Raw genomic sequence first — 21399 nt, 5'->3', positions numbered from 1 at the left:
CTAGCCCTAAAATCTGAGAAAATACATTTATATTTACCATGGCGGTAGTTGAATTTTTGCAAATTAAATATAGCAATCCCTGCTATATAAATTACCGCCATTTTTTACCTTATTTGGGACGCTTCTGGTTGTAGATAATAAATCGTTTTTAATCTTTATTCACTTTTTAGTTAAAAGTAAAATATATAATTATAATGATTATTTGTTTTCCTTCTTGCTGTTTTGATATAAAGTAATATTTACCATGAAACGTAAAAGAGAATACAAAAAACAACTGGGGAGGGAGTGGATTTATAATCTTGTGTCATGAAAAGTTTGATTAATATCTTTTTATTATTGTTAATAACCTTTAGTATTACTATTGGGTGTAAAAAGCCAACTACAAAGTCGTTTGAAGAAAAGGATAAGGGAACGTTAAGGATATTTTCGAAGAGTGTGGTTGGTGCTTTTAGATGTGAAATATGCATCCACAAATAAACCCGGAATATGCATTAGCTATAAACGAGTTTAGGAGGTAGGTTTTCAATTTTGGAGAAAATGCGATCCATCCATTGTCTTCTTTTTGTAGGCAATGCTATTTTTAGCACCTTTCTATTTGCATGTTTCGCAGTCCAAGCTCCTAATGCAAAGCAATAGGATTTAAGTGTACTATGCATAGCTTTGTTATGTTCATTTAATGCAAAATGACGGAATAAACTAATCAGATTGTACGCTATCATAATGAATCTGAAAGATGCTTCTGTTGCCCAAAAGTTCTGTAAGCAGAAGTTTTCTAATCCAAAATCCTGCTTCAGTTCTTTGATCCTATTTTCACAATCCGCTCTACTATTGTAAACATTCCAAATTTGGTCTAATGGCATATCCATATTGGTCACATAGCAACTGTACCTGTAACCGGGCATTTCGTCAAAGAGCTTTCCTCCGCTATTGGGACGGTCATCTACCCGTTTTTTCACAATAATATAACGTCGTTCTTTTCCGTTAAGATGCCCGAATGTCATTTCTGACAATTCTATTCCTTTACTTAGCGATATCCAGTTACGCTCTCCCAAAACTTCCGATTTGATATTGGGATACATCCTGACAGCAATTACATAATTTTTAGTTGATTCTTCCAGATAGCTCAAAATATCCTCGGTATAAAAGCCACTATCTGCTCGCACTAAGCCCACATTCTTACTTGCCAAACAGCGGTCAAATGTTTCTTGCATGAATGCTATACAAGATGAACTAGCAGCCTTATTTCCTGGACGAAGCCAAGCATTAGCCACCATACGGGTCTGACTGATGAATGCCATCAAGGGATGATGAGAATTACGACCTCGCTTATTCGGGTTATAACCCTTAGCACTCCCTTCTTGCTCGCCATAACGGGTAATCACTGTACTGTCAAAATCTACTGTGATACTTCCAATATCAAATTGTTCCATAAACCAGTCTTGAAGATCTGGAAAAACTTGTGTGTTTATGGATTGATTGAATTTGCCAAAATACCGACTATATGTACTCTGGGAAGGCATCTGATCTAGACAAAAAATATCTTGCAAAACCTTGTCATAACGTAACCAATCACAATGGATGTATCGAGATGCTCCTGTCCAAATACCTAACAAAAGATAAAATCAAATCTTTGGGTGAATAGCCCCGATTAGAGCCTGGCATGGGCAAATTCGATGACGAAAGTGTGTCTATAACACCTACTTTATCTATCATACGTTTCAATAAACTCATACCTCCAAAGGCGGTAACAGGCTTATCGGAATACTCTATAGGTAAGTTAACCATAAGGGTGAATATTAATAAGATAATAAAACACTTAAAAATAGATACTTATAAGCGGTTTTTAAAACCTAATGTATAATTAAGGTTCAAGCACCCAAGCAGATGGTCCGAAAACCAAAAACAACGAGCTGAATTGTTATTCACGCGCTTTCCCAAGTTAAAACAAGCTTATGATCTTGGTGTTGCTTTAGGTGACATCTTCAATAAATGCAAGGATAAAAAAGTCGCTTTTACAAAGTTAGGACTGTGGCACAATCAGGTAGAAAATGCGGGAATTGCTTCATTTGAAAGTGTCGCAAAATCAGTTACTGCCCACCATCCTCAAATTCTACATTACTTCGACAATAGAAGTACAAAGGCGTCCGCAGAATCCTTCAACGCAAAACTTAAGGCATTCAGGAGTATATTTCGAGTTGTAAGAGATACTACCTTTTTCATATACCGTGTGATGAAATTGTATGTTTAAAAATGATTGTGCCCCCAAACTTTCGGTATGATCCGAATAAATATACTAAATTATCTAAATTTGCATTTGAGATATCATTAAACAAAAATAGAGCAACTAACGTATGTTAATTGCTCTATTTGGCGGAGAGCGAGGGATTCGAACCCCCGAACCTGTGACAGTTAACGGTTTTCAAGACCGCCGCATTCGACCACTCTGCCAGCTCTCCGCCACAAAAGTAGAAATTCTTACTAGATCTACAAAACTTATTTTGCGCTTGTCGCTTTACCCCTTGAAAATGAGCTTAATTAATTTGTTTTAGGAAAAATAAAGCTCTTTAAGGATTATGGAGTAAGTATTTCTCGACAGTGTTTTCGGATATTTGAAGCGATTTTATCAATTGGAAGATCGTCAGTATCCGTACCGAATGGTTCTTCAATGGACTCACCAACCATCTCAATGGTAATAAGTACATAAAATATAAATGGGACAGCCAATGCTACAAAGTAGCCCATAGAAAATACATAGCCCACAGGAAGAGTAATCGAGTATATAATTATAAATATCTTGATAAATGAACTGTATGCAATAGGAATAGGAGTGTTCTTAATGCGTTCACAAGCACCACAAACACCTGTCATAGCAGTTATGTCTTCATATACTATTCTATATTGATCGCCTGAAATAACACCGTTTTTATACAAATTATTTACTTTGCGAAATATGAGTGACGCTACTTGATTTGGACCATGTTTTTTATCGTCCAATTCTACCAATTCTGGATGTTCTTTTTCATCCAGCATAAATTTTGTGTAGTCTGATCGTAAAAAATTAAATAATGTCTCTGCGAATAATGGAATTGACTTTCGGAAAAAATGACGATTCACTTTATCTTCTGCCGGCAACATTGCATTTAGTTTTATGGATAGTGTACGGCTCAAATTTGTCAGTGCTCCCCATTGTTTTCTTGCTTCCCACCATCTATCGTAAGCAGTATTTGTTCGAAATACTAAAATCAACGATAATACAAAACCCAATAAATTGTGAACTGTTGTAATATTTTTAATCCAACTTTTGTCAGATAATTTCAAGTATTCTAGTTCCAAATAGGCTACTCCCCAAGAAAATGCAGAAACTAATATAAGAATATGGAATATTTTTTTAGAATGATGAGATTTTAATAAGTGTATAATTGTATGAAACCAGTCTTTGGGGTTATAAACTTTCATTAACTAATATTGTTGCTATAAATTGTTAAATAACTTATTTTAGTCGCAATATGGCGAAATATCAGAAAACGAACAAGAAAAAAATATCATCACCAGGGGACGAGAGAAGGCGATATTTGATATATAGCATTGCCATACCTTTGAGTATTATATTATTAATTGCGGTTTGGATATATCGACAAAGTATTCAGTATTACTATCATGTACTCTTCGACAAAGAAATAAAAGAATCAACATCCGAGAAAAGTAAGCATGATGCTCGTAATATTTTGCTGATGCAAGCCCATTCGGATAAATCGTTTGGTATTGATGTGAGCCAATATCAGGGCAAGATTTTATGGGATTCAGTAAGTTTGATAAATGAGAAATTCCCTATTGACTTTATATTTGTCCGTGCGACAATGGGGGAGAATGCACGTGACAGTAGGTTTCAACGGAATTGGGAAGGGGTAGAATCTATAAACAAACTACGTGGTGCTTACCATTACTTCAGGCCAAATGAAAATTCAATTAAGCAGGCTAATAATTTTATTAAAACAGTAAAGTTAAAACCAGGAGACTTACCACCTGTTTTAGATATTGAAGAACGTCCGCGTAGGCAGTCGATGGACAGCTTGCGTGTAGGATTGAAGCGTTGGCTGGATAGAGTAGAGGCACATTATAATGTACGCCCGATAGTATATTCGGGAGATAGTTATTTTACGGATTTTTTGGAAAAGGAATTTAAAGATTATAAATTATGGATAGCCAACTATAATTTTTGGGTTGAATCACCAAAGGCACATTGGGATATTTGGCAGTTTTCAGAAAAAGGAAGTGTAAAAGGAATAAAGGGCTTTGTCGATCTGAATATGTATCAGTCTGATGTGGAAGATTTAGAAAAATTGAGTATACCTTATAATTAATTAAAGATTATGGCAAGTTTTAACGAGTTGATAGCAAAAAACAATTTAGTATTAGTGGATTTTTCAGCAGAATGGTGCGGTCCGTGTCAGACATTAGCTCCAATTCTAAAAGAAGTGAAAGAGCATTTTCAAGATAAATTAAGCATTATAAAGATAGATGTTGACAAGAATAATGCTTTGGCTAGAAGCTTTTCAGTTCAGGGAGTACCTACGATGATTTTATATAAATCTGGTCAACAGGTGTGGCGTCAGAGCGGCCTATTGACCAGAACAGATTTAATATCGGTTATTAAGCAATATGCTGACTAATCGATATTGTCCGATAGATCCGTACTTGGAGATTGGATGCGGGTCATGATAATCTTATCAATACGATTTCCATCCATGTCTAAGACTTCCAATTTATGACCTTTGTATGTGATGGACTCACCTTCTGAAGGTATGTGATCAAGATAAAGAAACACAAGTCCTCCGACTGTTGTCACATTTGATATCTCATCTTCGTCTTCTTCCGAAAGACCCAATTCAAATCTATCAAAGAAATCATCCAACTGATACCTTCCATCAATAATGAAAGATCCATCTTCGCGTTGACGTACTAACTTAGATTTGTTTTCTTTTGTTTCTTCGTCAAATGCGCCGACTAAATTTCCCAAAATATCTTTCAATGTAATAATACCTTGCGGACTACCATATTCATCTATTACTACAGCTTGGGTAACTTTACTACTTTTAAGTAATTCTAATACGGCATAAATTCCACTATTTTCATTAACAAAAGGAATCGGCTGAATTAATTTCTGAATATTTGGATTATCATTTTGAATAAAAGCTTTTAACAAATCTTTTGTCGAAATAATACCTTTCATATTATCAAAATTCCCTTCACAAACAGGGTATTCAGTATGATTTGACTTTAATATATACCCTTTAATATCTTCAAAAGAGTCTTCAATATCCAAATAGGTGATATCATTGCGGTGTACCATGATATTGATTGCACGTTTATCACCAATTTCTAAAAGTCTATCCACCAAGTCATGCTCAAAACCTTCGATCACACCGCTATCGACACCCTCATCCACCAAAGCCTTAATTTCTTCCTCTGTGACGGTATTTTTAGAACTTTTTATATTTAATAGCTTTACGACAAAATCCGTAGCCACCGATAGCGACCATACAAACGGTCTTACTATTTTGCTGAGGGTGTCCATGGGAATAGCGATTAGCGAAGCATATTTTTCAGGAATTGCCATACCGATTCTTTTCGGTACGAGCTCGCCAATTACTAATGTCAAGTATGTAATTATTAATACGACGATACCTACAGATAGCGTATCGCTATACTTTGAAAGTAAAGGAATGTTATTTAAAATTTCAGCGATATATGTAGAAATCGATCCGCCTGAGAAAAAACCGGTCAATATACCGATTAGTGTTATTCCAATTTGTACGGTCGATAAAAATTGATTGGGGTCGTTTTTTAATTTAAGGGCTCTTTTAGCTCCAGAGTTTTGATTACTAATTGCTTGTAAACGTGCTTTTCTACTTGATACTATGGCTATTTCGGAAGCTGACAAAATACCATTTAATACCATAAGCACCAAAATGACGACTATCTCTGTGATCATAAATATGATTTGTGTTTTTTAATTACGAATATAAGAAATTATACAGAATTCTGAATCTAAATTGTTCAAGTAAATGGTGCAAACGTTTGATATAAAAAAAAGCTTTATTTAATACGATGAATTATTGATATTGGGCAATATTTGATAATCAAGTGCATGAATTTAACCAATGACTTTAATTTAGAACTGAAAAATGTTGTCTCTCAATTTGAGATTTCTGGTGAAATCTTAAGTATTGAGAAATTTGGTTCTGGTCATATTAACGATACATTCAGAGTTCGTATAGTTTTGTCCGATACTTCTTATTTATTGCAGAAAATCAATCATCATATATTTCCGAATGTAGACGGTTTAATGCAGAATATTCAGCTGGTAACCGATCATTTAAAGAAAGTGCTAAGTGGTAAGGTTGAAAATGTTGATAAACACACCCTTACCATTATTTCCTGTAAAGATGGTAAACGCTATCATCATGATTCTCAGGGCAACTTTTGGAGAGTGTTTGTGTTATTAGATAATGTAAAGAGTTATGATATTGTCGAAACCTACCAACAGGCATATTCTGGAGGAAGGGCATTTGGACAATTTCAAAAGCAGCTTTCTACCCTTGACGCGCGTGAGATAGTTGAAGTTCTGCCGAATTTTCACAACATTGATTTCAGATTAAATAATCTAAAATCAGCTGTGGCGGCAAATAAAGCTAATAGATTGTTAGAAGTTCAAGATATTTTGAATTTTATAGATTCCCGAGAAGAGCGCATGCGTACAATTCTTCGTATGGCAGAAAATGGTGAATTGCCTTTGCGAATAACACATAATGATACCAAGTTTAATAACGTATTATTGGATGAGAATGATGATGTTCAGTGTGTGATAGATTTGGATACGGTAATGCCAGGTTATGTTGCGTATGATTTTGGTGACGCTATTCGAACGATTATTAACTCAGCTGCAGAGGACGAAAATGATTTATCGCAGATTGTACTTAATATTCCACTATATCAAGCTTATGCGGAAGGATATTTGGAAGAAGCAAGAGAGTTCTTGACTGAAAAGGAGATAGAATCTTTGTTCTATGGAGTTTTGTTACTTCCATTCATGCAAGCTGTTCGTTTTCTGACAGATTATATTGAAGGCGATACCTATTATAAAATTCACTATATTGACCATAATTTGGTTCGTACACGTGCGCAAATGAAATTATTTCAGGAACTAGAAGCACATGAGTCTCAGCTGAAGGAAATATTGAATAATAGTCTATCGATTGAACAGTAAATGAATACGCTACAAGTACCTAAGATTCATATTCCATCTATAAATTTGGAGTCTTTGCGTTTCGCATTTAGCGATTTAGTTTGGCATAATATAGATAATACACCGTGGGTGAATGAATATCCTTACAAGCCAGAGGTTAAATTCCAAATTGCATACGATAGTGAGCATATATTTTTGCATTACAAAGTTCAGGAAGAATTTGTAAAAGCAACTTACATACGAGCTAATGAAAACGTATGGGAAGACAGTTGTGTCGAATTCTTTATATCATTTGATAATCGTCAAACGTATTATAATTTTGAATTCAATGTTTTAGGTACAGGATTGATTGGATATGGTCCAGCTGTCAAAAGTGAAAGACAAAGGTTAGATCCAGCACAAATCGATGCTGTAGATGCTTTTGTGCAATTAAAGAAAATAAACGGTAAGAAAGAGTGGGAAATTGGATTAGTAATTCCGAAATCCACATTTGGAAATGTTGGAGAATTAGAAGGAAATACTTTTCATGCTAATTTTTATAAATGCGGAGATGGATTGCCACAACCTCATTTTATTGCATGGAATTCTATTGATTTGCCTAAGCCTAATTTCCATCGACCAGATTTTTTTGGAGAAATTAATTTTTTATAATTGACGTCGATAGAATTTTCTTTTTTCTACCTTATTACTCCAATAGATAATAATAATGGTACCAACTATTGTCGGCAAAATCCAATATATAACTTCGTTAAGCTGCAGTCCAGTTACTATAAATGCTGTGAATGATGAAATTAAGGCACCGATCATTCTCCCGATGTGACTTTTTAACCAGCCCAATTTTTCTTATTTGAATCTTTTAAAATTTCGTAAATCATTTATCGATAAAAAGAGTCCAAAAGCTGCGAAAAAGAAATAAAGTAATGCTTCTTCAATTCTATCTATTTTAAAAACACCAAAAATCAACATTATTAATGAAGCGATGAGCATGGAAGTAGATACAATTCTATCGAAAAGATCAGCTTCAATTTTGTCTGAATTTTTAAACGTCAATGCTCGATTACCAGCTATAATCATGTAAATAGTGAATAGTCCAATTAAAAATAAGAAAGCATTTTGGTGATTTGGTAAAACAGCAATGATTAATGATAAACTAATAATCATAGACACAGAAAAGATGTGTCCTGTGTTACGATGTCGCGACCTTCTTTTTCGAAAATACATACTCGCTAATCAAGAAAATAAGCCTAATCCACCCAAAAATGCATGGATATAAATAATAACTTTAATAAAAAACTCCATTAGGTTAGTTTGATGATGTGTGATATATTATCAATATTTATAATAACATAATATTTTCCTTTGGATTAAAATTGTTTCAAAAAAAATAGCAAATCATATGATTTGCTATTTTAACTAATTTTTAAATGTAGTATAACTTTCGATAATATAAACCTTTAGGTCTTCGTCTGTGGTATTTTCGATAAATTCTACGCTAGGTCTAAATCGCTCTCGAAATAAAGCGATATCCGAATCACTTAGTGGCAATAGCGATCTTACCAAATGCTTTGTAAATCTTCGATCTATTTTTCGAGCTTGATATTCTTCAAAAAGTATATCCACATTTTTGCGGGCATTTTTTGCATCACGTCCAAATAGGCGAGATGGAGAAACTTTTACGCCACCTTTATTGCGTGGTACTTCAACAATTTTGCCAGCATTCTTAGCTTTCTCAAGTTCATCTGCCAATACGTTGTCCGTTAATCTTTTTACCAATACTTCATCGATATGCAGAATATTTTCATCTTTATTTAAATAAATTCGACGAACTGCATCGTCGTAATAAAAAATTGTGTCTGCATCGTAACCAAGAATATTTACGGCTAAATAATCGTTGACTTGCCCTCCAATTTTGAAAGCACCATCTCGATTGGAATTTGCTATTTCATTGGTTCGTAAGTTTTTAATTTCGACATTATACAGCGGCTGACTACTTACCAAATCGTAAATGTAACCATTGATCTGTTGCGCATGTGAAAATGTCGATAAGAGCGTAAGAAACCCTAAAATTATATATCTAATCATCTATTTTGTGTTCCAAGTATTATTATCCGGATTTATGTCGGGGTACACGTTGCGTGGATCCAACTGAACTTTTGATAGTTTTTCTGTCGAGTTCAATTTGAAAGTCCACACTCTATTTCTTTCCCATACTTCTACAGGCAGCTTTGTTGTAATTTTTTTACCACTTACCGTTGTTGCTTCTATTTCAACAGGCATTGGAAGTTTCCCTAAGTTTTGAACAGTTATTAAGGCACCTTTGTTTTCATCCAATTCTACATATCGTACTTCCGAAATAGCTTGATCCATTTGCCAGTTGTGTTGAAACATTCCTCTCCAATACCAATTTAAGTTTTCGCCAGTTTCGTTTTCAATTGTACGGAAAAAATCATTTGGCGTAGGGTGTTTGTAAGCCCAATATTCAATGTACTTACTAAATGCAACATCAAAACGCTCTGGGCCGATGATTTCTTCACGCAGTAATCGCAACGCATAAGCTGGTTTGTAATACGCTAAATAACCGATATGTCGTTCACGCATATTTTGTGGCGAACTCATTACGGGTTCTAGGGAAGGATTAAAAAGCGCTTGTGTTAAATTATTTTTTGCACCGAATCGCTGATTATATTCGCCTTTATTAAAATGTTGGGTAGAAATTTCATTAATAAAAGTATTGAAGCCTTCGTCCATCCAAGCATGTAGTCTCTCATTGCTACCTACAATCATCGGGAACCAATTGTGTCCAAATTCATGATCTGTAACACCCCAAAGATCTCCACCTTTAGCATTGTAGCCACAAAATGACAATGCTGGATATTCCATTCCACCAACATTTGAAGCTACATTAACTGCAACTGGATAAGGGTATTCCAACCATTTTTTAGAATAATGCTCTATAGAAGCTTTAGTATATTCAGTTGATCTCTCCCAACCGTTTTTACCATTACTTTCTTCTGGATACAGAGATAACGCTAGACTTTTTTTACCCGATGGTAAATTGATTTTTGCGGCATCCACAATAAAAGATGCAGAAGAAGTCCAGGCTACATCATGCGCGTTTTCAAGTCTGTATTTCCAAGTCAGCTCTTTTTTGTTTGGTCTAGTATTTTTGTCCGTAACTTCTTTCAAAGTACGAATCATAACGGTCTTATCCGAATTTTGAGCCTCATTATAGCGCGCTAACTGTGATGGCGTCCATACTTCTGAAGGGTTCAAAAGTTCACCACCCAAAGCAACAATGTGATTGGCTGGTGCAGTAATTTCTACGTTGAAGTCACCAAATTCGAGATAAAATTCACCTGGACCTGTATAGGGTTGTGTATTCCAGCCTAATATGTCGTCAAATACGCAAACACGTGGATACCATTGTGCTATAGAATACACTTTGCCATTTTTAGTAGGAAGTATTCCAGTTCTATCTGCACCATATTCTGGAATGGAAAATTCAAAATCCATTGAGAATGTAATTTTACCACCTTTTGCCGGTAAAGGTTTGGGTAAATTGATGCGCATTCGCGTATCAGTAATCACATAATTCGTTGTTGCTTCGTTATCAATTTTGAGGTTTTGCAACACATAACCTCCCTCGAAATTATTTCCTGCGCTTCCATATCTGCTCTCGGTAAGTGGAACTATAGCTTGACCTCTAGATTTTGAATTGAAGAGATTCTGATCCAATTGAAACCACACAAAATCCAATTCCTCCGGACTATTGTTTGTATAGGTAACAATCAGAGAACCTTTGATTTTATCCAGTTTGTCATCTAGTGATGCTTTAATAGTATAGCTTGCTGCATTTTGCCAATATGCGGAGCCTGGTTTGCCACTTGCAGAACGGTAGGCTGTGCCATCTGAAGTATAAAATCCTGGGCCAAAAGCTTCTAAATAACTATAATCACTTTTTGTTTGAGCCTCAGAAATTTGAGGTGTAAATAGCGTGAAAGCTAAACCTAATAAAAGAAGTTTAGATATGTTTTTTATCATAAGGCAGAAAGTTTTTGTTGGTATGTTTTTTCATCAAATCCTAAGATAATTTCATTTTCCAACTCAATAATCGGACGTTTGATCATACTGTTATTTTGTAATAATACTGCACGTGCTGATTGCTCATCTACGACAGCAGCTTGTTGTTCTGGCGAAAGTTTTTTCCAGGTTGTACCTTTTTTATTAACTAAACTTTCCCATGAAACAAGTTGTTGCCACGCAATCAATTTTGAAACTTGAGCAGGTTCTTTTTTATAATCATGAAAAGTATATTGAATATTATGTTCATTTAACCAATCCAATGCTTTTTTAACAGTGGTACAATTCTTAATTCCGTAGACGTCTAACATTATATTTCCTTTTAGATAGTAATTAAACACTATAAATGTACAGATAATTTCAAATTATCTGTTTTAAAAATAGAGGTTCAACGTATTAAAAAGTAGTTTAATGATTGCTGACCGAAGATATGAATGTATTGAATCCATTTTTTATTTCATGGAAATTATCGATCTAAAAAGTTAACTAATATGTTTATTATTCCAATTTTTGTAGCATTATATTGAATTGATAGTGTATTTTTTACACTATTATTTTTTTTACTGATAAATTAATTATATTTTTATAACTTCATTAAAAATAATACAAAATGAGCCTAAAAGATTATAAAGGTGTTTTGACTGGTGATCAAGTTCAAGAATTATTTGAGATCGCTAAAAAACACAAATTTGCTTTACCTGCTGTAAACGTTATAGGTACTAACTCTATTAACGCAGTATTAGAAACAGCTAAAGCTGTAAACTCTCCAGTAATTGTTCAATTATCTAATGGTGGTGCGCAATTTTATGCTGGTAAAACATTAAATAACGATGGATTAAAAGCATGTATTTTGGGTGCTGTATCAGCTGCTCAACATGTTCATTTATTAGCAGAGCATTATGGTGTAGCCGTTATTTTGCATACGGATCATGCTGCTAAAAAATTACTTCCTTGGATTGATGGTTTATTAGATGCTGGTGAGAAATTCTTTGCGCAAAACGGTAAGCCTTTATTCTCTTCACACATGTTGGATTTATCAGAAGAGCCATTAGAAGAAAATATTGAGATCTCTGCAAAATACTTAGCGCGCATGAAACCACTAGGTATGACAGTTGAAATCGAATTGGGTGTAACAGGTGGTGAGGAAGATGGTGTAGATAACTCTGATGTAGATAGCTCTAAATTATATACTCAACCTGAAGAAGTAGCTTACGCTTACGAAGAATTGTCTAAAGTATCTGATAAATTTACAGTAGCTGCAGCTTTTGGTAATGTACACGGTGTTTACAAACCAGGTAACGTAAAATTACAACCAGTTATTTTGCACAATTCTCAAGAATATATTCGTGAGAAATTTAATTTGACTGCTGAAAAACCAGTTAATTTCGTGTTCCACGGTGGTTCGGGCTCATCTCCAGAAGAAATCGCTGAAGCAATTTCTTACGGTGCAATCAAAATGAACATCGATACAGATATGCAATGGGCAATGTGGGATGGCGTTCGTGCTTACGAAGCTAAAAACCACGATTACCTACAAGCGCAAATCGGTAACCCAGAAGGTGAAGATTCACCAAACAAAAAATACTACGATCCACGCGTATGGTTACGCAAAGGTGAAGAGGCTTTTGTTACACGTTTGACACAAGCATTTGAAGAGTTAAATGCTATCGATGTTAACAGTAAATTGTAATACCAAACATTCTATATAGTAGAAGGGGTTATTGATTGAACATCGATAACCCTTTTTTATTACCATAAAAATCTCCCAGCACCGCGCATTTTACTGCGTATTTCTTCATATAAATACAGTATATTTGCTTTTTAAATTTGAAGGCATAACACCTGTATGAAGCATATACGTAATTTTTGTATTATAGCACACATTGACCACGGTAAAAGTACCTTGGCGGATAGATTATTAGAATATACAAACACTATCTCACAACGAGAAGCACAAGCGCAACTTTTGGATAATATGGATTTGGAACGCGAACGTGGTATCACGATCAAAAGTCACGCGATCCAGATGGATTATATCCAAGATGGTGAAAAATATACTTTGAATCTTATTGATACGCCTGGACACGTGGATTTCTCCTATGAGGTATCTCGTTCTATCGCGGCGTGTGAAGGTGCATTACTAATTGTGGATGCTTCACAAGGTATTCAAGCACAGACTATTTCCAATTTATATTTGGCAATGGAGCATGATTTAGAAATCATCCCGATTCTAAATAAAATGGATTTACCTGGTGCAATGCCAGAAGAAGTAAAAGATCAAATTATCGACTTGATAGGTGGGAAACGTGAAGATATTATTCCTGCCTCTGGTAAAACTGGCTTGGGAATTCCAGATATTCTAAGAGCTATCGTAGAGCGTGTTCCTGCGCCTGTTGGTGATCCTGAAGCGCCACTTCAAGCTTTGATTTTTGACTCAGTATTCAACTCTTTCCGTGGTATTATGGCGTATTTCAAAGTGGAGAATGGCGAAATTCGCAAAGGCGATAAAGTAAAATTTATTGCTACCGGTAAAGAATATTATGCCGATGAGATAGGTACATTGAAGCTAAATCAGGTTGCTAAGGATGTTATCAAAACTGGTGATGTAGGCTATATTATTTCTGGTATTAAAGAAGCAAGAGAAGTAAAAGTAGGGGATACAATCACGCATAAAGACCGCCCTAGTACAGAAGCTATTAATGGTTTCGAAGAGGTAAAACCAATGGTTTTTGCGGGTATTTATCCTGTAGATACAGAAGATTACGAAGAATTGCGTGAGTCAATGCACAGATTGCAATTGAATGATGCTTCTTTGGTTTTTGAACCAGAATCTTCAGCGGCATTGGGATTTGGTTTCCGTTGTGGTTTCTTGGGTATGCTTCACATGGAGATTATTCAAGAGCGTTTAGAACGTGAATTCAATATGACTGTAATTACCACAGTTCCCAACGTTTCTTACAAAGCGTATATGACCAAGGACAAGGAGGAAATTCTTGTTCATAATCCATCGGACTTACCAGATCCAAGTAAATTGGATATGATTGAAGAGCCATATATCAAAGCAAATATTATTACAAAATCTGATTTCGTGGGGCCAGTAATGTCACTTTGTATTCAGAAACGTGGTACTATCATCAATCAATCATACTTGACTTCTGATCGTGTAGAATTGGTTTTTGAGATGCCAATGGGTGAGATTGTATTTGATTTTTACGATAAATTAAAAACCATTTCTAAAGGGTATGCCTCATTTGACTATCATCAAATAGGCTACAGACAATCCGATTTAGTGAAATTAGATATTCGTCTAAATGATGAACCTGTGGATGCATTATCATCGTTGATCCACCGTAGTAATGCGTATGATTTTGGTAAGAAAATCTGTGAGAAATTGAAAGAACTTTTACCACGTCAACAATTCGAAATTCGTATTCAAGCATCAATTGGTGCGAAGATTATTGCCCGTGAAACGATTTCGGCTTTACGTAAAGACGTAACTGCTAAATGTTATGGTGGTGATATTTCGCGTAAGCGTAAACTATTGGAGAAACAGAAAAAAGGTAAAAAACGTATGCGTCAAGTAGGTAACGTAGAGATTCCGCAATCGGCGTTTATGGCTGTTTTAAAATTAGATTAGTTCGTAGATCAACCTATAAAAATATATAAGCATGAGATTATTAGACGGTAAAGAAGTATCCGCTAAGATTAAAGAAGATATTAAAAGAGATGCAGCTGAATTTACAGCTGCTGCGGGTCGTAAACCTCATTTGGTAGCGATCTTAGTAGGAAATGATGGCGGTAGCGAAACATATGTTGCAAGTAAAATGCGTAACTGTGAGTTGGTTGGTTTCGAGTCAACAAACATTCGTTACGGCGTAGATATTACCGAAGAAGAGTTAATCGCTAAGATTGAAGAGATCAATAAAGACGAAAACATTGATGGATTAATCGTTCAATTACCATTACCTAAACATATTGATCCTGATAAGATTACAGAAGCTATCGATTACCGTAAGGATGTAGATGGTTTTCATCCTATTAACTTGGGTCGTATGCAACGAAATTTACCATGTTTTATTCCAGCGACGCCTTATGGCATCATGTTGATGTTGGAGCATTACGGTATCGATACGACAGGTAAGCACGCTGTAGTGGTAGGTCGCAGTAATATTGTGGGGTCACCGATGAGTATTTTGTTAGCGCGTAACAGTAACCCTGGAAACTGTACAGTTACATTAACCCATAGTCGTACTGCGGACCTGAAAACTGAAGTTCTTCGTGGTGATATCGTTGTTGCAGCTATTGGTAAGAAAAATTTTGTAACAGCTGATATGGTAAAGGATGGTGCTATTGTAATTGATGTGGGTATTAATAGAGAAAATTCTACAGAAACAAAATCTGGTTTTAAATTATATGGCGATGTAGATTTCGAAGAAGTTTCAAAAAAAGCTTCTTGGATAACGCCTGTACCGGGTGGTGTAGGGCTAATGACGATCGTTGGGTTGTTGAAAAACACACTTGAAGCAGCAAAAGGTACTATTTACAGCAAATAATATAGTTGTATTGGCATAAATATTGCAATGTTATCGAGTTAATAAATTTTTAAGCTAAAAAATATGAAAAAAATTGCACTATTAGCTGTTATGGCAGGAGCGTTAACATTTACTGCATGTAATAGTACACCTTCGAAAGATAAAAATGCGGATGGCGAAGTTACTGCTGGAGAGCATTTAGATCATTCTTTAGAAAATTTGGATGACGCTACTCATGCGGCAGCTCATCAAGCTGAAGAAGATTATAATAAAGCAAAAGCTGAATTAGATGCAGCTGTTGCAAAAGGAGATAAAGAAGCTGAGGAAGCGGCTCGCAAAACTTTAGCTGATGCTGAAACGGCTTGGGAAAAAGCAAAAGCTGATATTAAAGACGCTGCTGATAAAGCTAAAGATGGTATCAACAATGCCGTTGATGCGACTAAAGATGCAGCAGACAAAGCAGGTGATAAAATTGAAGAAGGAGCTAACAAAGTAGGTGACGCTGCTAAAGATGCTGCTAACAAAACTGAAGCTGTGGCTAAAGATGCTGCAGAAAAAACAAAAGAAAAAGCTAAAGATATTAAAGAAGCTTTAAGAAACTAATTAAACAAATACATTTTGGTAAAGCGTCTATCAATTGATAGACGCTTTATTTATTTTTGGGTATGGGCAAAGATAGAATTTTAGAGGAGTGTTTCGCTATAGTGAATCAAAAGATCGCACAAGTAAATCTGGGTATCCATGATGCAAATCAAAGTTTACAAGATGATACAAAGAGTAGTGCGGGTGATAAGTATGAGACAAGTCGTGAAATGATTCAACAGGATTTGAATCGTTATGAGCAGCAGCTAAAAGTGTTGAATCAAGATTTGGATATTTTGACTCGAATCAAAAATCAGAAATTGGATGTAAAAAAAGTAGGATTAGGATCTTTAGTTAAAACAGATAAAGGATTTTATTTTTTAGCGGTTAGTATTGGACAAATTTCAATTGAAGACCAAAAAATATTTAGCATATCAACGGCTTCGCCCATTGGAAAAGTGCTAGTCGGCAAAGCTGTTGGTGAAAGCTTTGAGTTTAATGGTGTCAAACAGCTTATTAAGAGTGTAATTTAATTTATTGTACTCAAGTCCTTTATGACTGTCAAAACAAAAAGAATTATAGCAGTACAGAAGAACATATGCCCCATAAAGAATATAGTTCTTTTTTCTCTGGGTTCTTCTTTTAATTTATAAAACGGAGCGTAAAACCCACAGGTCTTTAGCCTGTGGGATGTAAGCGACTCACCCTGATTGAGAATATACTCAGGAATAGTATCAGGAAATGCTTCACCTATTGAACAAACAAAATAATCATCAGACCAGAAAGTATGTTCTTTCCAAAAATGTTTAAATAAGAATGACCTGTGTGGTGAACGCGAAATGTAATAAGTAGATTCTTGTTTTAACTTGCGAACAATAGAAGTAATTGAAACACGAGGGATATAACGAATAAGAAAATGGATGTGTTCTAAATCAGATTCAAACACTTCAATTTCAAAATCTGAATTAGAATTTTTCCAATTGCCCTAATAAGCCAGTTAAGCCTCCTGTATGTATAAATAGAATTCTACTTCCTTTTGGAAAATAATCTTTTTCTATTAAATCTTGAAGTGCATACATAGATTTGCCTGTATAAGTTGGTTCTATCATGATACCAGTAACTTGCACGTAATCTTTAACAAATGCTATTAGCTCGGGTTTTACTTTGGCGTATCCACCAAAGTGATAATCTAAATGTAATTGTACTTGTTCAATAGGGGTATTATATTTTAGCATTTCATCAAAAATAAAACCACCGTTTTTTAAAACTGGAATGACATGTAATTGTGTATTTAAATTACAGTCTGAAATTCCCTGTGCAATGCCAGCAGCGGTAGTTCCCGTTCCAGCGGCACAGAATATGTGATCGTATTGATTTTTTAATTCATCAATTAATTCTTTGCAACCATAAGTTGCTTCTAGACTTGCGCCACCTTCGTCAATAAAAAAGTATTCATCTTTATTCTCCAATTGCTCAAAAATCTGAAATTTATCTTTATACTCTTCGCGAGATACAAACCGCAATTGCATCCCAAACAATTTGCACATATTCAGCACAGGATTACTAATTTCTTCCCCGCGTACAAAACCAATAGTTTTAAATTGAAAAGTAGCTCCTGCGGACGCGGTAGCTAAAAGATGATTAGACCAAGCTCCTCCAAATGTAACTAGTGTACTCTTATTTTTTTGTTGTGCTTTTTGTAGGTTGTATTTAAGTTTTCGCCATTTATTCCCAGAAATAAAAGGATGAATCATATCATCTCTTTTAAGATATACGTGCACTTTTTTGCTTTCGTAGAGTGGATGATTTACCTTTTGTTCAGGGCTGTAAATTTGCATGTAATATTAATTGTAATCTTGAGTTTAAGTTCCTAAAAAATAATCATTGAATAATCAGTGATTTTAATACCAGAACACTCCAAAGTTAATAGATTTCGGCTTATTTCCTGTACTTTTGTACCATGTCTGAAGATTTGGAATTAATCGAACAAGAGGAACAGGAATTATTTGAACATGTACGAATTGTGGCTGAAAAAGGAGTCACTTTAATACGTGTAGACAAATTCTTGATGAATAGAGTAGAGAATACCTCGCGTAATCGTATTCAAAATGCTATCGATGCTGGGTCCGTACGTGTGAACGATAAACCTATCAAAGCAAGTTACAAAGTAAAACCGTTTGATGTTATTTCAATGGTTTTACCAGATCCTCCGCGCGATAACGAAGTGTACCCAGAGAATATACCGCTCGATATCATTTACGAAGATGATGATGTATTGTTGGTTAATAAAGAGGCGGGAATGGTTGTTCACCCAGGATTTAATAATTATACAGGAACTTTAGTAAACGCATTAACATATCACTTAAATCAATTGCCTACATTACCAGGCAATACAGGACGTCCTGGCTTAGTACATCGTATTGATAAAGATACTTCTGGCTTATTGATTATAGCGAAGAATGAATGGGCGATGACTTTTTTAGCAAAGCAATTCTTTGAGCATACAATCAATCGTCGCTATATTGCGTTAGCTTGGGGAGATATTGCTGAGGATGGCATGGTGAGTGGTTATATTGGGCGTGATTTGAAAGATAGACGAATAATGTCTATGCATGAAGATCCCGAAAAAGGCAAATGGTCGGTAACGCATTACCGTGTTTTAGAACGTTTGGGCTTTGTGACGCTGATCGAATGTCAATTGGAGACTGGAAGAACGCATCAGATTCGTGCGCATATGAAATCTATTGGGCATCCGTTATTTTCGGATAGTACGTACGGTGGAGACAAAATTTTGAAAGGAACAGCATTTACTAAATATAAGCAGTTTGTAGACAATTGTTTTGATATATTACCTCGACAAGCACTTCATGCTAGATTATTGGGTTTTGAACATCCTGTAAGTAAGCAAAGAATGGATTTTGAAGTTCCGATGCCACAAGATATGCAACAGGTGTTAGAAAAGTGGAGAGCGTATGCAGCGCAAATTAATAGTTAATTGAAAAGAGTTTATGCCGATATATTATATAAATTTTAATGGAGAAATAGTTGCAGAAGATGCAAAAATATTGACTGTTGAAAATAGAGGTTTGCGATATGGAGATGGTATTTTCGAAACCATGCTCTATCAAGGTGGGGAAATAAGGTTTTTGCATTTACATATCGAGCGATTGCAACGCAGTATGAAGAAGATTCAATTGGAGCAATCGGCGATGTTTGACGAATATTTCATCAAAAAAATTACTGATGAATTGATTCGAAAAAATAATATGGTAGGCCAACGTGTACGCGTGAGATTGATTGTATATCGAGATGGCGGAGGAATTTATTCACCAGCGACAAATAAGCCAGCTTATATTTTGCAAGTGCAAAAAGTAGATATTCAGGTTAGGGATAAAAAGGTTGGTCTTATTGTTGATTTATATTCGGAAATCAAAAAGCCTTATAGTGATTTGTCAGAGCTAAAGTCAAATAATTCATTGATTTACGTTTTGGCAGGGAATTTTAAAAAGAAATTTGATTACGATGACGTCTTTATCTTGAATCAAGAAGGATTCTTATGTGAAGCGTTGACCTCTAATATCTTTGTGTATTACGATAAAGTATTATACACACCAGCTTTAAATCAAGGTTGTATTGATGGTGTTATGCGTCGTGTTGTGATGGATATGGCAGAAGATGAAGGTATACCCGTTGTCGAAGCACAAATTAGTCCGGAAATTATGAAAAAAGCAGATGAGCTATTTTGTACGAATGCTGTTCAGGGAATTCAATGGGTAATGGGGTATAAACAGAAGCGTTATTTCAATAAAATATCGCGCATCCTGCAAGAAAAATTACGTACTTGGAATTATAATAAAGAAGATTAGGCTTTGATTTTTGGTTAAAGTCAGTCTTTTGTTGAAAATATTTTAAATGTAGAGTTGTGACAAAATTTAGATGATGCGACGCTAGCAATTGTTTATTTTTGTCCTTAATTATTTTACCCTTATGGGTAAAAATATAAATATAGATTCATGGAACTAAAATTAAAACGTCCATTAGCTTTTTTTGATTTAGAAACAACTGGTGTAAATATTGCATCCGATAGAATTGTTGAGATTTCAATACTAAAAGTAAATGTTGACAATTCAGAAGAAGTATACACGCGTAGAGTAAATCCTCTGATGCCAATACCAGTGGAATCGTCAATGTTTCATGGGATCTATGATGAAGACATCAAAGATGCACCTACATTTAAAGATTTAGCACAGGAAATAGCAGATTTCATTGGCAATTCTGATTTAGCAGGATACAATTCCAACAAATTTGATGTTCCCATGCTAATGGAAGAATTTCTAAAAGCGGGTGTTGATTTTACTTTGGATGGTCGTTCTTTTGTAGATGTACAAAATATATTCCATCAGATGGAGCAACGTACATTGAAAGCGGCATACAAATTCTATTGTGGTAAATCTTTGGAGAATGCACACCAAGCAGAGGATGATGTACGTGCGACTTACGAAGTACTAAAGGCACAATTGACAAAATACGAAAACGAAAGTTTTACAGACAAGCATGGTGCTGTGTCTTATCCAGTTGTGAATGATGTGGAAGCCTTACACAAGTTTACAAATCTTACAAAGCCTGTTGATTTTGCTGGACGTTTTGTTTACGACGAGCAAGATGAGGTATGTATCAATTTTGGTAAGCATAAGGGTAGAAGATTAACAGATGTGTTCGACGCAGAGCCAAGTTATTACGCTTGGATGCAAAATGGTGATTTTCCTTTGTATACAAAACGCATTTTGGAGAAACACTGGAATGCCTACAAAAATGAGAAAAATGCACAGAAGCAACCTGCTGACAAAGCAGCGAAAACTGATGTACAAAAGCCTAAAGTAGCGGAACCTGCTAAACCTATCACAAATGATATGTTGGCGAGTCTGCAAAGTAAATTCGGTAAAAAATAAATCTTAACAT

At 35.1% G+C, this 21399-nt stretch carries 20 protein-coding genes, 1 tRNA gene and 2 pseudogenes; 13 read left to right on the top strand and 10 right to left on the bottom strand.

Going from position 1 to position 21399, the window contains the following annotated elements; translation table 11 throughout:
• Positions 1–491: 491 nt before the first annotated feature.
• Positions 492–1613: an IS1380 family transposase gene (locus FLS47_RS01730; RefSeq protein ID WP_149912672.1), complete on the bottom strand. Its 1122-nt coding sequence runs from the start codon at positions 1611–1613 to the stop codon at positions 492–494.
• 266 nt (positions 1614–1879) lie between these two features.
• Here FLS47_RS01730 and FLS47_RS01725 point away from each other — a divergent pair.
• A pseudogene (locus tag FLS47_RS01725) lies at positions 1880–2248 on the top strand (transposase); the annotation flags it as partial.
• A 120-nt stretch (positions 2249–2368) separates the two neighbouring features.
• On the opposite strand, the gene FLS47_RS01720 reads toward FLS47_RS01725, so the two are convergent.
• Both FLS47_RS01720 and FLS47_RS01715 read right to left on the bottom strand, forming a co-directional pair.
• Positions 2369–2456: transfer RNA gene (locus tag FLS47_RS01720), tRNA-Ser, on the bottom strand.
• Between the two features lie 115 nt (positions 2457–2571).
• Positions 2572–3456, bottom strand: coding sequence for a bestrophin family protein (locus FLS47_RS01715; RefSeq protein WP_149912671.1), 885 nt, complete (start codon positions 3454–3456; stop codon positions 2572–2574).
• Between the two features lie 140 nt (positions 3457–3596).
• On the opposite strand from FLS47_RS01715, the gene FLS47_RS01710 reads away from it, so the two are divergent.
• Both FLS47_RS01710 and trxA read left to right on the top strand, forming a co-directional pair.
• Positions 3597–4361: a GH25 family lysozyme gene (locus FLS47_RS01710; RefSeq protein WP_223225084.1), complete on the top strand. Its 765-nt coding sequence runs from the start codon at positions 3597–3599 to the stop codon at positions 4359–4361.
• A gap of 9 nt (positions 4362–4370) precedes the next feature.
• Positions 4371–4670: a thioredoxin gene (trxA, locus tag FLS47_RS01705; protein WP_188347330.1), complete on the top strand. Its 300-nt coding sequence runs from the start codon at positions 4371–4373 to the stop codon at positions 4668–4670.
• On the opposite strand, the gene FLS47_RS01700 is transcribed toward trxA, so the two are convergent.
• The gene (locus FLS47_RS01700) at positions 4667–5992 is read right to left on the bottom strand and encodes a hemolysin family protein (RefSeq protein WP_149912668.1); all 1326 of its coding nucleotides are present in this window, start codon (positions 5990–5992) and stop codon (positions 4667–4669) included. The two genes, trxA and FLS47_RS01700, sit on opposite strands and share 4 nt — an antisense overlap.
• Positions 5993–6148: 156 nt before the next feature.
• Here FLS47_RS01700 and FLS47_RS01695 point away from each other — a divergent pair, with 156 nt between their 5' ends.
• Positions 6149–7267, top strand: coding sequence for a phosphotransferase enzyme family protein (locus FLS47_RS01695; RefSeq protein WP_149912667.1), 1119 nt, complete (start codon positions 6149–6151; stop codon positions 7265–7267).
• The gene (locus FLS47_RS01690) at positions 7268–7897 is read left to right on the top strand and encodes a carbohydrate-binding family 9-like protein (RefSeq protein ID WP_149912666.1); all 630 of its coding nucleotides are present in this window, start codon (positions 7268–7270) and stop codon (positions 7895–7897) included. It abuts the gene before it with no gap.
• A gap of 192 nt (positions 7898–8089) precedes the next feature.
• Here the strand turns inward: FLS47_RS01690 and FLS47_RS01685 are convergent, their stop codons facing one another.
• From FLS47_RS01685 to FLS47_RS01670, 4 genes are all read right to left on the bottom strand, one after another.
• A complete protein-coding gene (locus FLS47_RS01685) occupies positions 8090–8407 on the bottom strand; it encodes a hypothetical protein (RefSeq protein ID WP_149912665.1) in 318 nt (105 codons plus the stop codon).
• Between the two features lie 252 nt (positions 8408–8659).
• Positions 8660–9328, bottom strand: coding sequence for a hypothetical protein (locus tag FLS47_RS01680; RefSeq protein ID WP_149912664.1), 669 nt, complete (start codon positions 9326–9328; stop codon positions 8660–8662).
• Entirely contained in the window at positions 9329–11287 is a 1959-nt protein-coding gene (locus FLS47_RS01675; protein WP_149912663.1) for a M1 family metallopeptidase, read from the bottom strand.
• The gene (locus tag FLS47_RS01670; RefSeq protein ID WP_149912662.1) at positions 11284–11637 is read right to left on the bottom strand and encodes a Spx/MgsR family RNA polymerase-binding regulatory protein; all 354 of its coding nucleotides are present in this window, start codon (positions 11635–11637) and stop codon (positions 11284–11286) included. The genes FLS47_RS01675 and FLS47_RS01670 overlap by 4 nt, the downstream gene beginning before the upstream one ends.
• Positions 11638–11936: 299 nt before the next feature.
• Between FLS47_RS01670 and fbaA the strand changes: the two genes are divergently transcribed.
• The 5 genes from fbaA (at position 11937) to FLS47_RS01645 (ending at position 16973) form a co-directional block, all read left to right on the top strand.
• Positions 11937–13016, top strand: a complete 1080-nt coding sequence (gene fbaA / locus FLS47_RS01665) for a class II fructose-bisphosphate aldolase (RefSeq protein WP_149912661.1) — start codon at positions 11937–11939, stop codon at positions 13014–13016.
• A 156-nt stretch (positions 13017–13172) separates the two neighbouring features.
• The gene (gene lepA / locus FLS47_RS01660) at positions 13173–14963 is read left to right on the top strand and encodes a translation elongation factor 4 (protein ID WP_149912660.1); all 1791 of its coding nucleotides are present in this window, start codon (positions 13173–13175) and stop codon (positions 14961–14963) included.
• A 31-nt stretch (positions 14964–14994) separates the two neighbouring features.
• Entirely contained in the window at positions 14995–15879 is an 885-nt protein-coding gene (locus FLS47_RS01655) for a bifunctional 5,10-methylenetetrahydrofolate dehydrogenase/5,10-methenyltetrahydrofolate cyclohydrolase (RefSeq protein ID WP_149912659.1), read from the top strand.
• Between the two features lie 63 nt (positions 15880–15942).
• On the top strand, positions 15943–16461 hold the full coding sequence (locus tag FLS47_RS01650; RefSeq protein ID WP_149912658.1) for a hypothetical protein: 519 nt from the start codon (positions 15943–15945) through the stop codon (positions 16459–16461).
• Between the two features lie 62 nt (positions 16462–16523).
• Complete coding sequence (locus FLS47_RS01645; RefSeq protein ID WP_149912657.1) at positions 16524–16973, top strand: GreA/GreB family elongation factor; 450 nt, start codon at positions 16524–16526, stop codon at positions 16971–16973.
• Here the strand turns inward: FLS47_RS01645 and tnpA are convergent.
• Both tnpA and FLS47_RS01635 read right to left on the bottom strand, forming a co-directional pair.
• A pseudogene (gene tnpA, locus FLS47_RS01640) lies at positions 16970–17395 on the bottom strand (IS200/IS605 family transposase); the annotation flags it as partial. The gene FLS47_RS01645 and the pseudogene tnpA overlap by 4 nt on opposite strands.
• 10 nt (positions 17396–17405) lie before the next feature.
• Positions 17406–18278, bottom strand: a complete 873-nt coding sequence (locus FLS47_RS01635; RefSeq protein ID WP_149912655.1) for a 1-aminocyclopropane-1-carboxylate deaminase/D-cysteine desulfhydrase — start codon at positions 18276–18278, stop codon at positions 17406–17408.
• A gap of 122 nt (positions 18279–18400) precedes the next feature.
• Between FLS47_RS01635 and FLS47_RS01630 the strand changes: the two genes are divergently transcribed.
• The 3 genes from FLS47_RS01630 to FLS47_RS01620 all read left to right on the top strand — a co-directional run bounded on the left by FLS47_RS01630 (position 18401) and on the right by FLS47_RS01620 (position 21389).
• Positions 18401–19435: an RluA family pseudouridine synthase gene (locus tag FLS47_RS01630; RefSeq protein WP_149912654.1), complete on the top strand. Its 1035-nt coding sequence runs from the start codon at positions 18401–18403 to the stop codon at positions 19433–19435.
• A gap of 13 nt (positions 19436–19448) precedes the next feature.
• On the top strand, positions 19449–20306 hold the full coding sequence (locus FLS47_RS01625) for an aminotransferase class IV (protein ID WP_149912653.1): 858 nt from the start codon (positions 19449–19451) through the stop codon (positions 20304–20306).
• Positions 20307–20453: 147 nt separating this feature from the next.
• A complete protein-coding gene (locus tag FLS47_RS01620; protein WP_149912652.1) occupies positions 20454–21389 on the top strand; it encodes an exonuclease domain-containing protein in 936 nt (311 codons plus the stop codon).
• Positions 21390–21399: the final 10 nt, after the last annotated feature.

It is taken from the genome of Sphingobacterium cavernae (assembly GCF_008520265.1).
Lineage (GTDB): Bacteria > Bacteroidota > Bacteroidia > Sphingobacteriales > Sphingobacteriaceae > Sphingobacterium > Sphingobacterium cavernae.
This window is presented reverse-complemented; position numbering and strand designations above follow the sequence as displayed.

Coding starts and splice junctions, on each gene's coding strand:
- FLS47_RS01680 (WP_149912664.1), bottom strand. CDS start 9,328: ATGATTAGATATATAATTTTAGGGTTTCTTACGCTCTTATCGACATTT.
- FLS47_RS01715 (WP_149912671.1), bottom strand. CDS start 3,456: ATGAAAGTTTATAACCCCAAAGACTGGTTTCATACAATTATACACTTA.
- FLS47_RS01685 (WP_149912665.1), bottom strand. CDS start 8,407: ATGATTATTAGTTTATCATTAATCATTGCTGTTTTACCAAATCACCAA.
- FLS47_RS01630 (WP_149912654.1), top strand. CDS start 18,401: ATGTCTGAAGATTTGGAATTAATCGAACAAGAGGAACAGGAATTATTT.
- FLS47_RS01655 (WP_149912659.1), top strand. CDS start 14,995: ATGAGATTATTAGACGGTAAAGAAGTATCCGCTAAGATTAAAGAAGAT.
- FLS47_RS01695 (WP_149912667.1), top strand. CDS start 6,149: ATGAATTTAACCAATGACTTTAATTTAGAACTGAAAAATGTTGTCTCT.
- fbaA (WP_149912661.1), top strand. CDS start 11,937: ATGAGCCTAAAAGATTATAAAGGTGTTTTGACTGGTGATCAAGTTCAA.
- FLS47_RS01635 (WP_149912655.1), bottom strand. CDS start 18,278: ATGCAAATTTACAGCCCTGAACAAAAGGTAAATCATCCACTCTACGAA.
- FLS47_RS01650 (WP_149912658.1), top strand. CDS start 15,943: ATGAAAAAAATTGCACTATTAGCTGTTATGGCAGGAGCGTTAACATTT.
- FLS47_RS01670 (WP_149912662.1), bottom strand. CDS start 11,637: ATGTTAGACGTCTACGGAATTAAGAATTGTACCACTGTTAAAAAAGCA.
- FLS47_RS01690 (WP_149912666.1), top strand. CDS start 7,268: ATGAATACGCTACAAGTACCTAAGATTCATATTCCATCTATAAATTTG.
- FLS47_RS01700 (WP_149912668.1), bottom strand. CDS start 5,992: ATGATCACAGAGATAGTCGTCATTTTGGTGCTTATGGTATTAAATGGT.
- trxA (WP_188347330.1), top strand. CDS start 4,371: ATGGCAAGTTTTAACGAGTTGATAGCAAAAAACAATTTAGTATTAGTG.
- lepA (WP_149912660.1), top strand. CDS start 13,173: ATGAAGCATATACGTAATTTTTGTATTATAGCACACATTGACCACGGT.
- FLS47_RS01625 (WP_149912653.1), top strand. CDS start 19,449: ATGCCGATATATTATATAAATTTTAATGGAGAAATAGTTGCAGAAGAT.
- FLS47_RS01645 (WP_149912657.1), top strand. CDS start 16,524: ATGGGCAAAGATAGAATTTTAGAGGAGTGTTTCGCTATAGTGAATCAA.
- FLS47_RS01675 (WP_149912663.1), bottom strand. CDS start 11,287: ATGATAAAAAACATATCTAAACTTCTTTTATTAGGTTTAGCTTTCACG.
- FLS47_RS01620 (WP_149912652.1), top strand. CDS start 20,454: ATGGAACTAAAATTAAAACGTCCATTAGCTTTTTTTGATTTAGAAACA.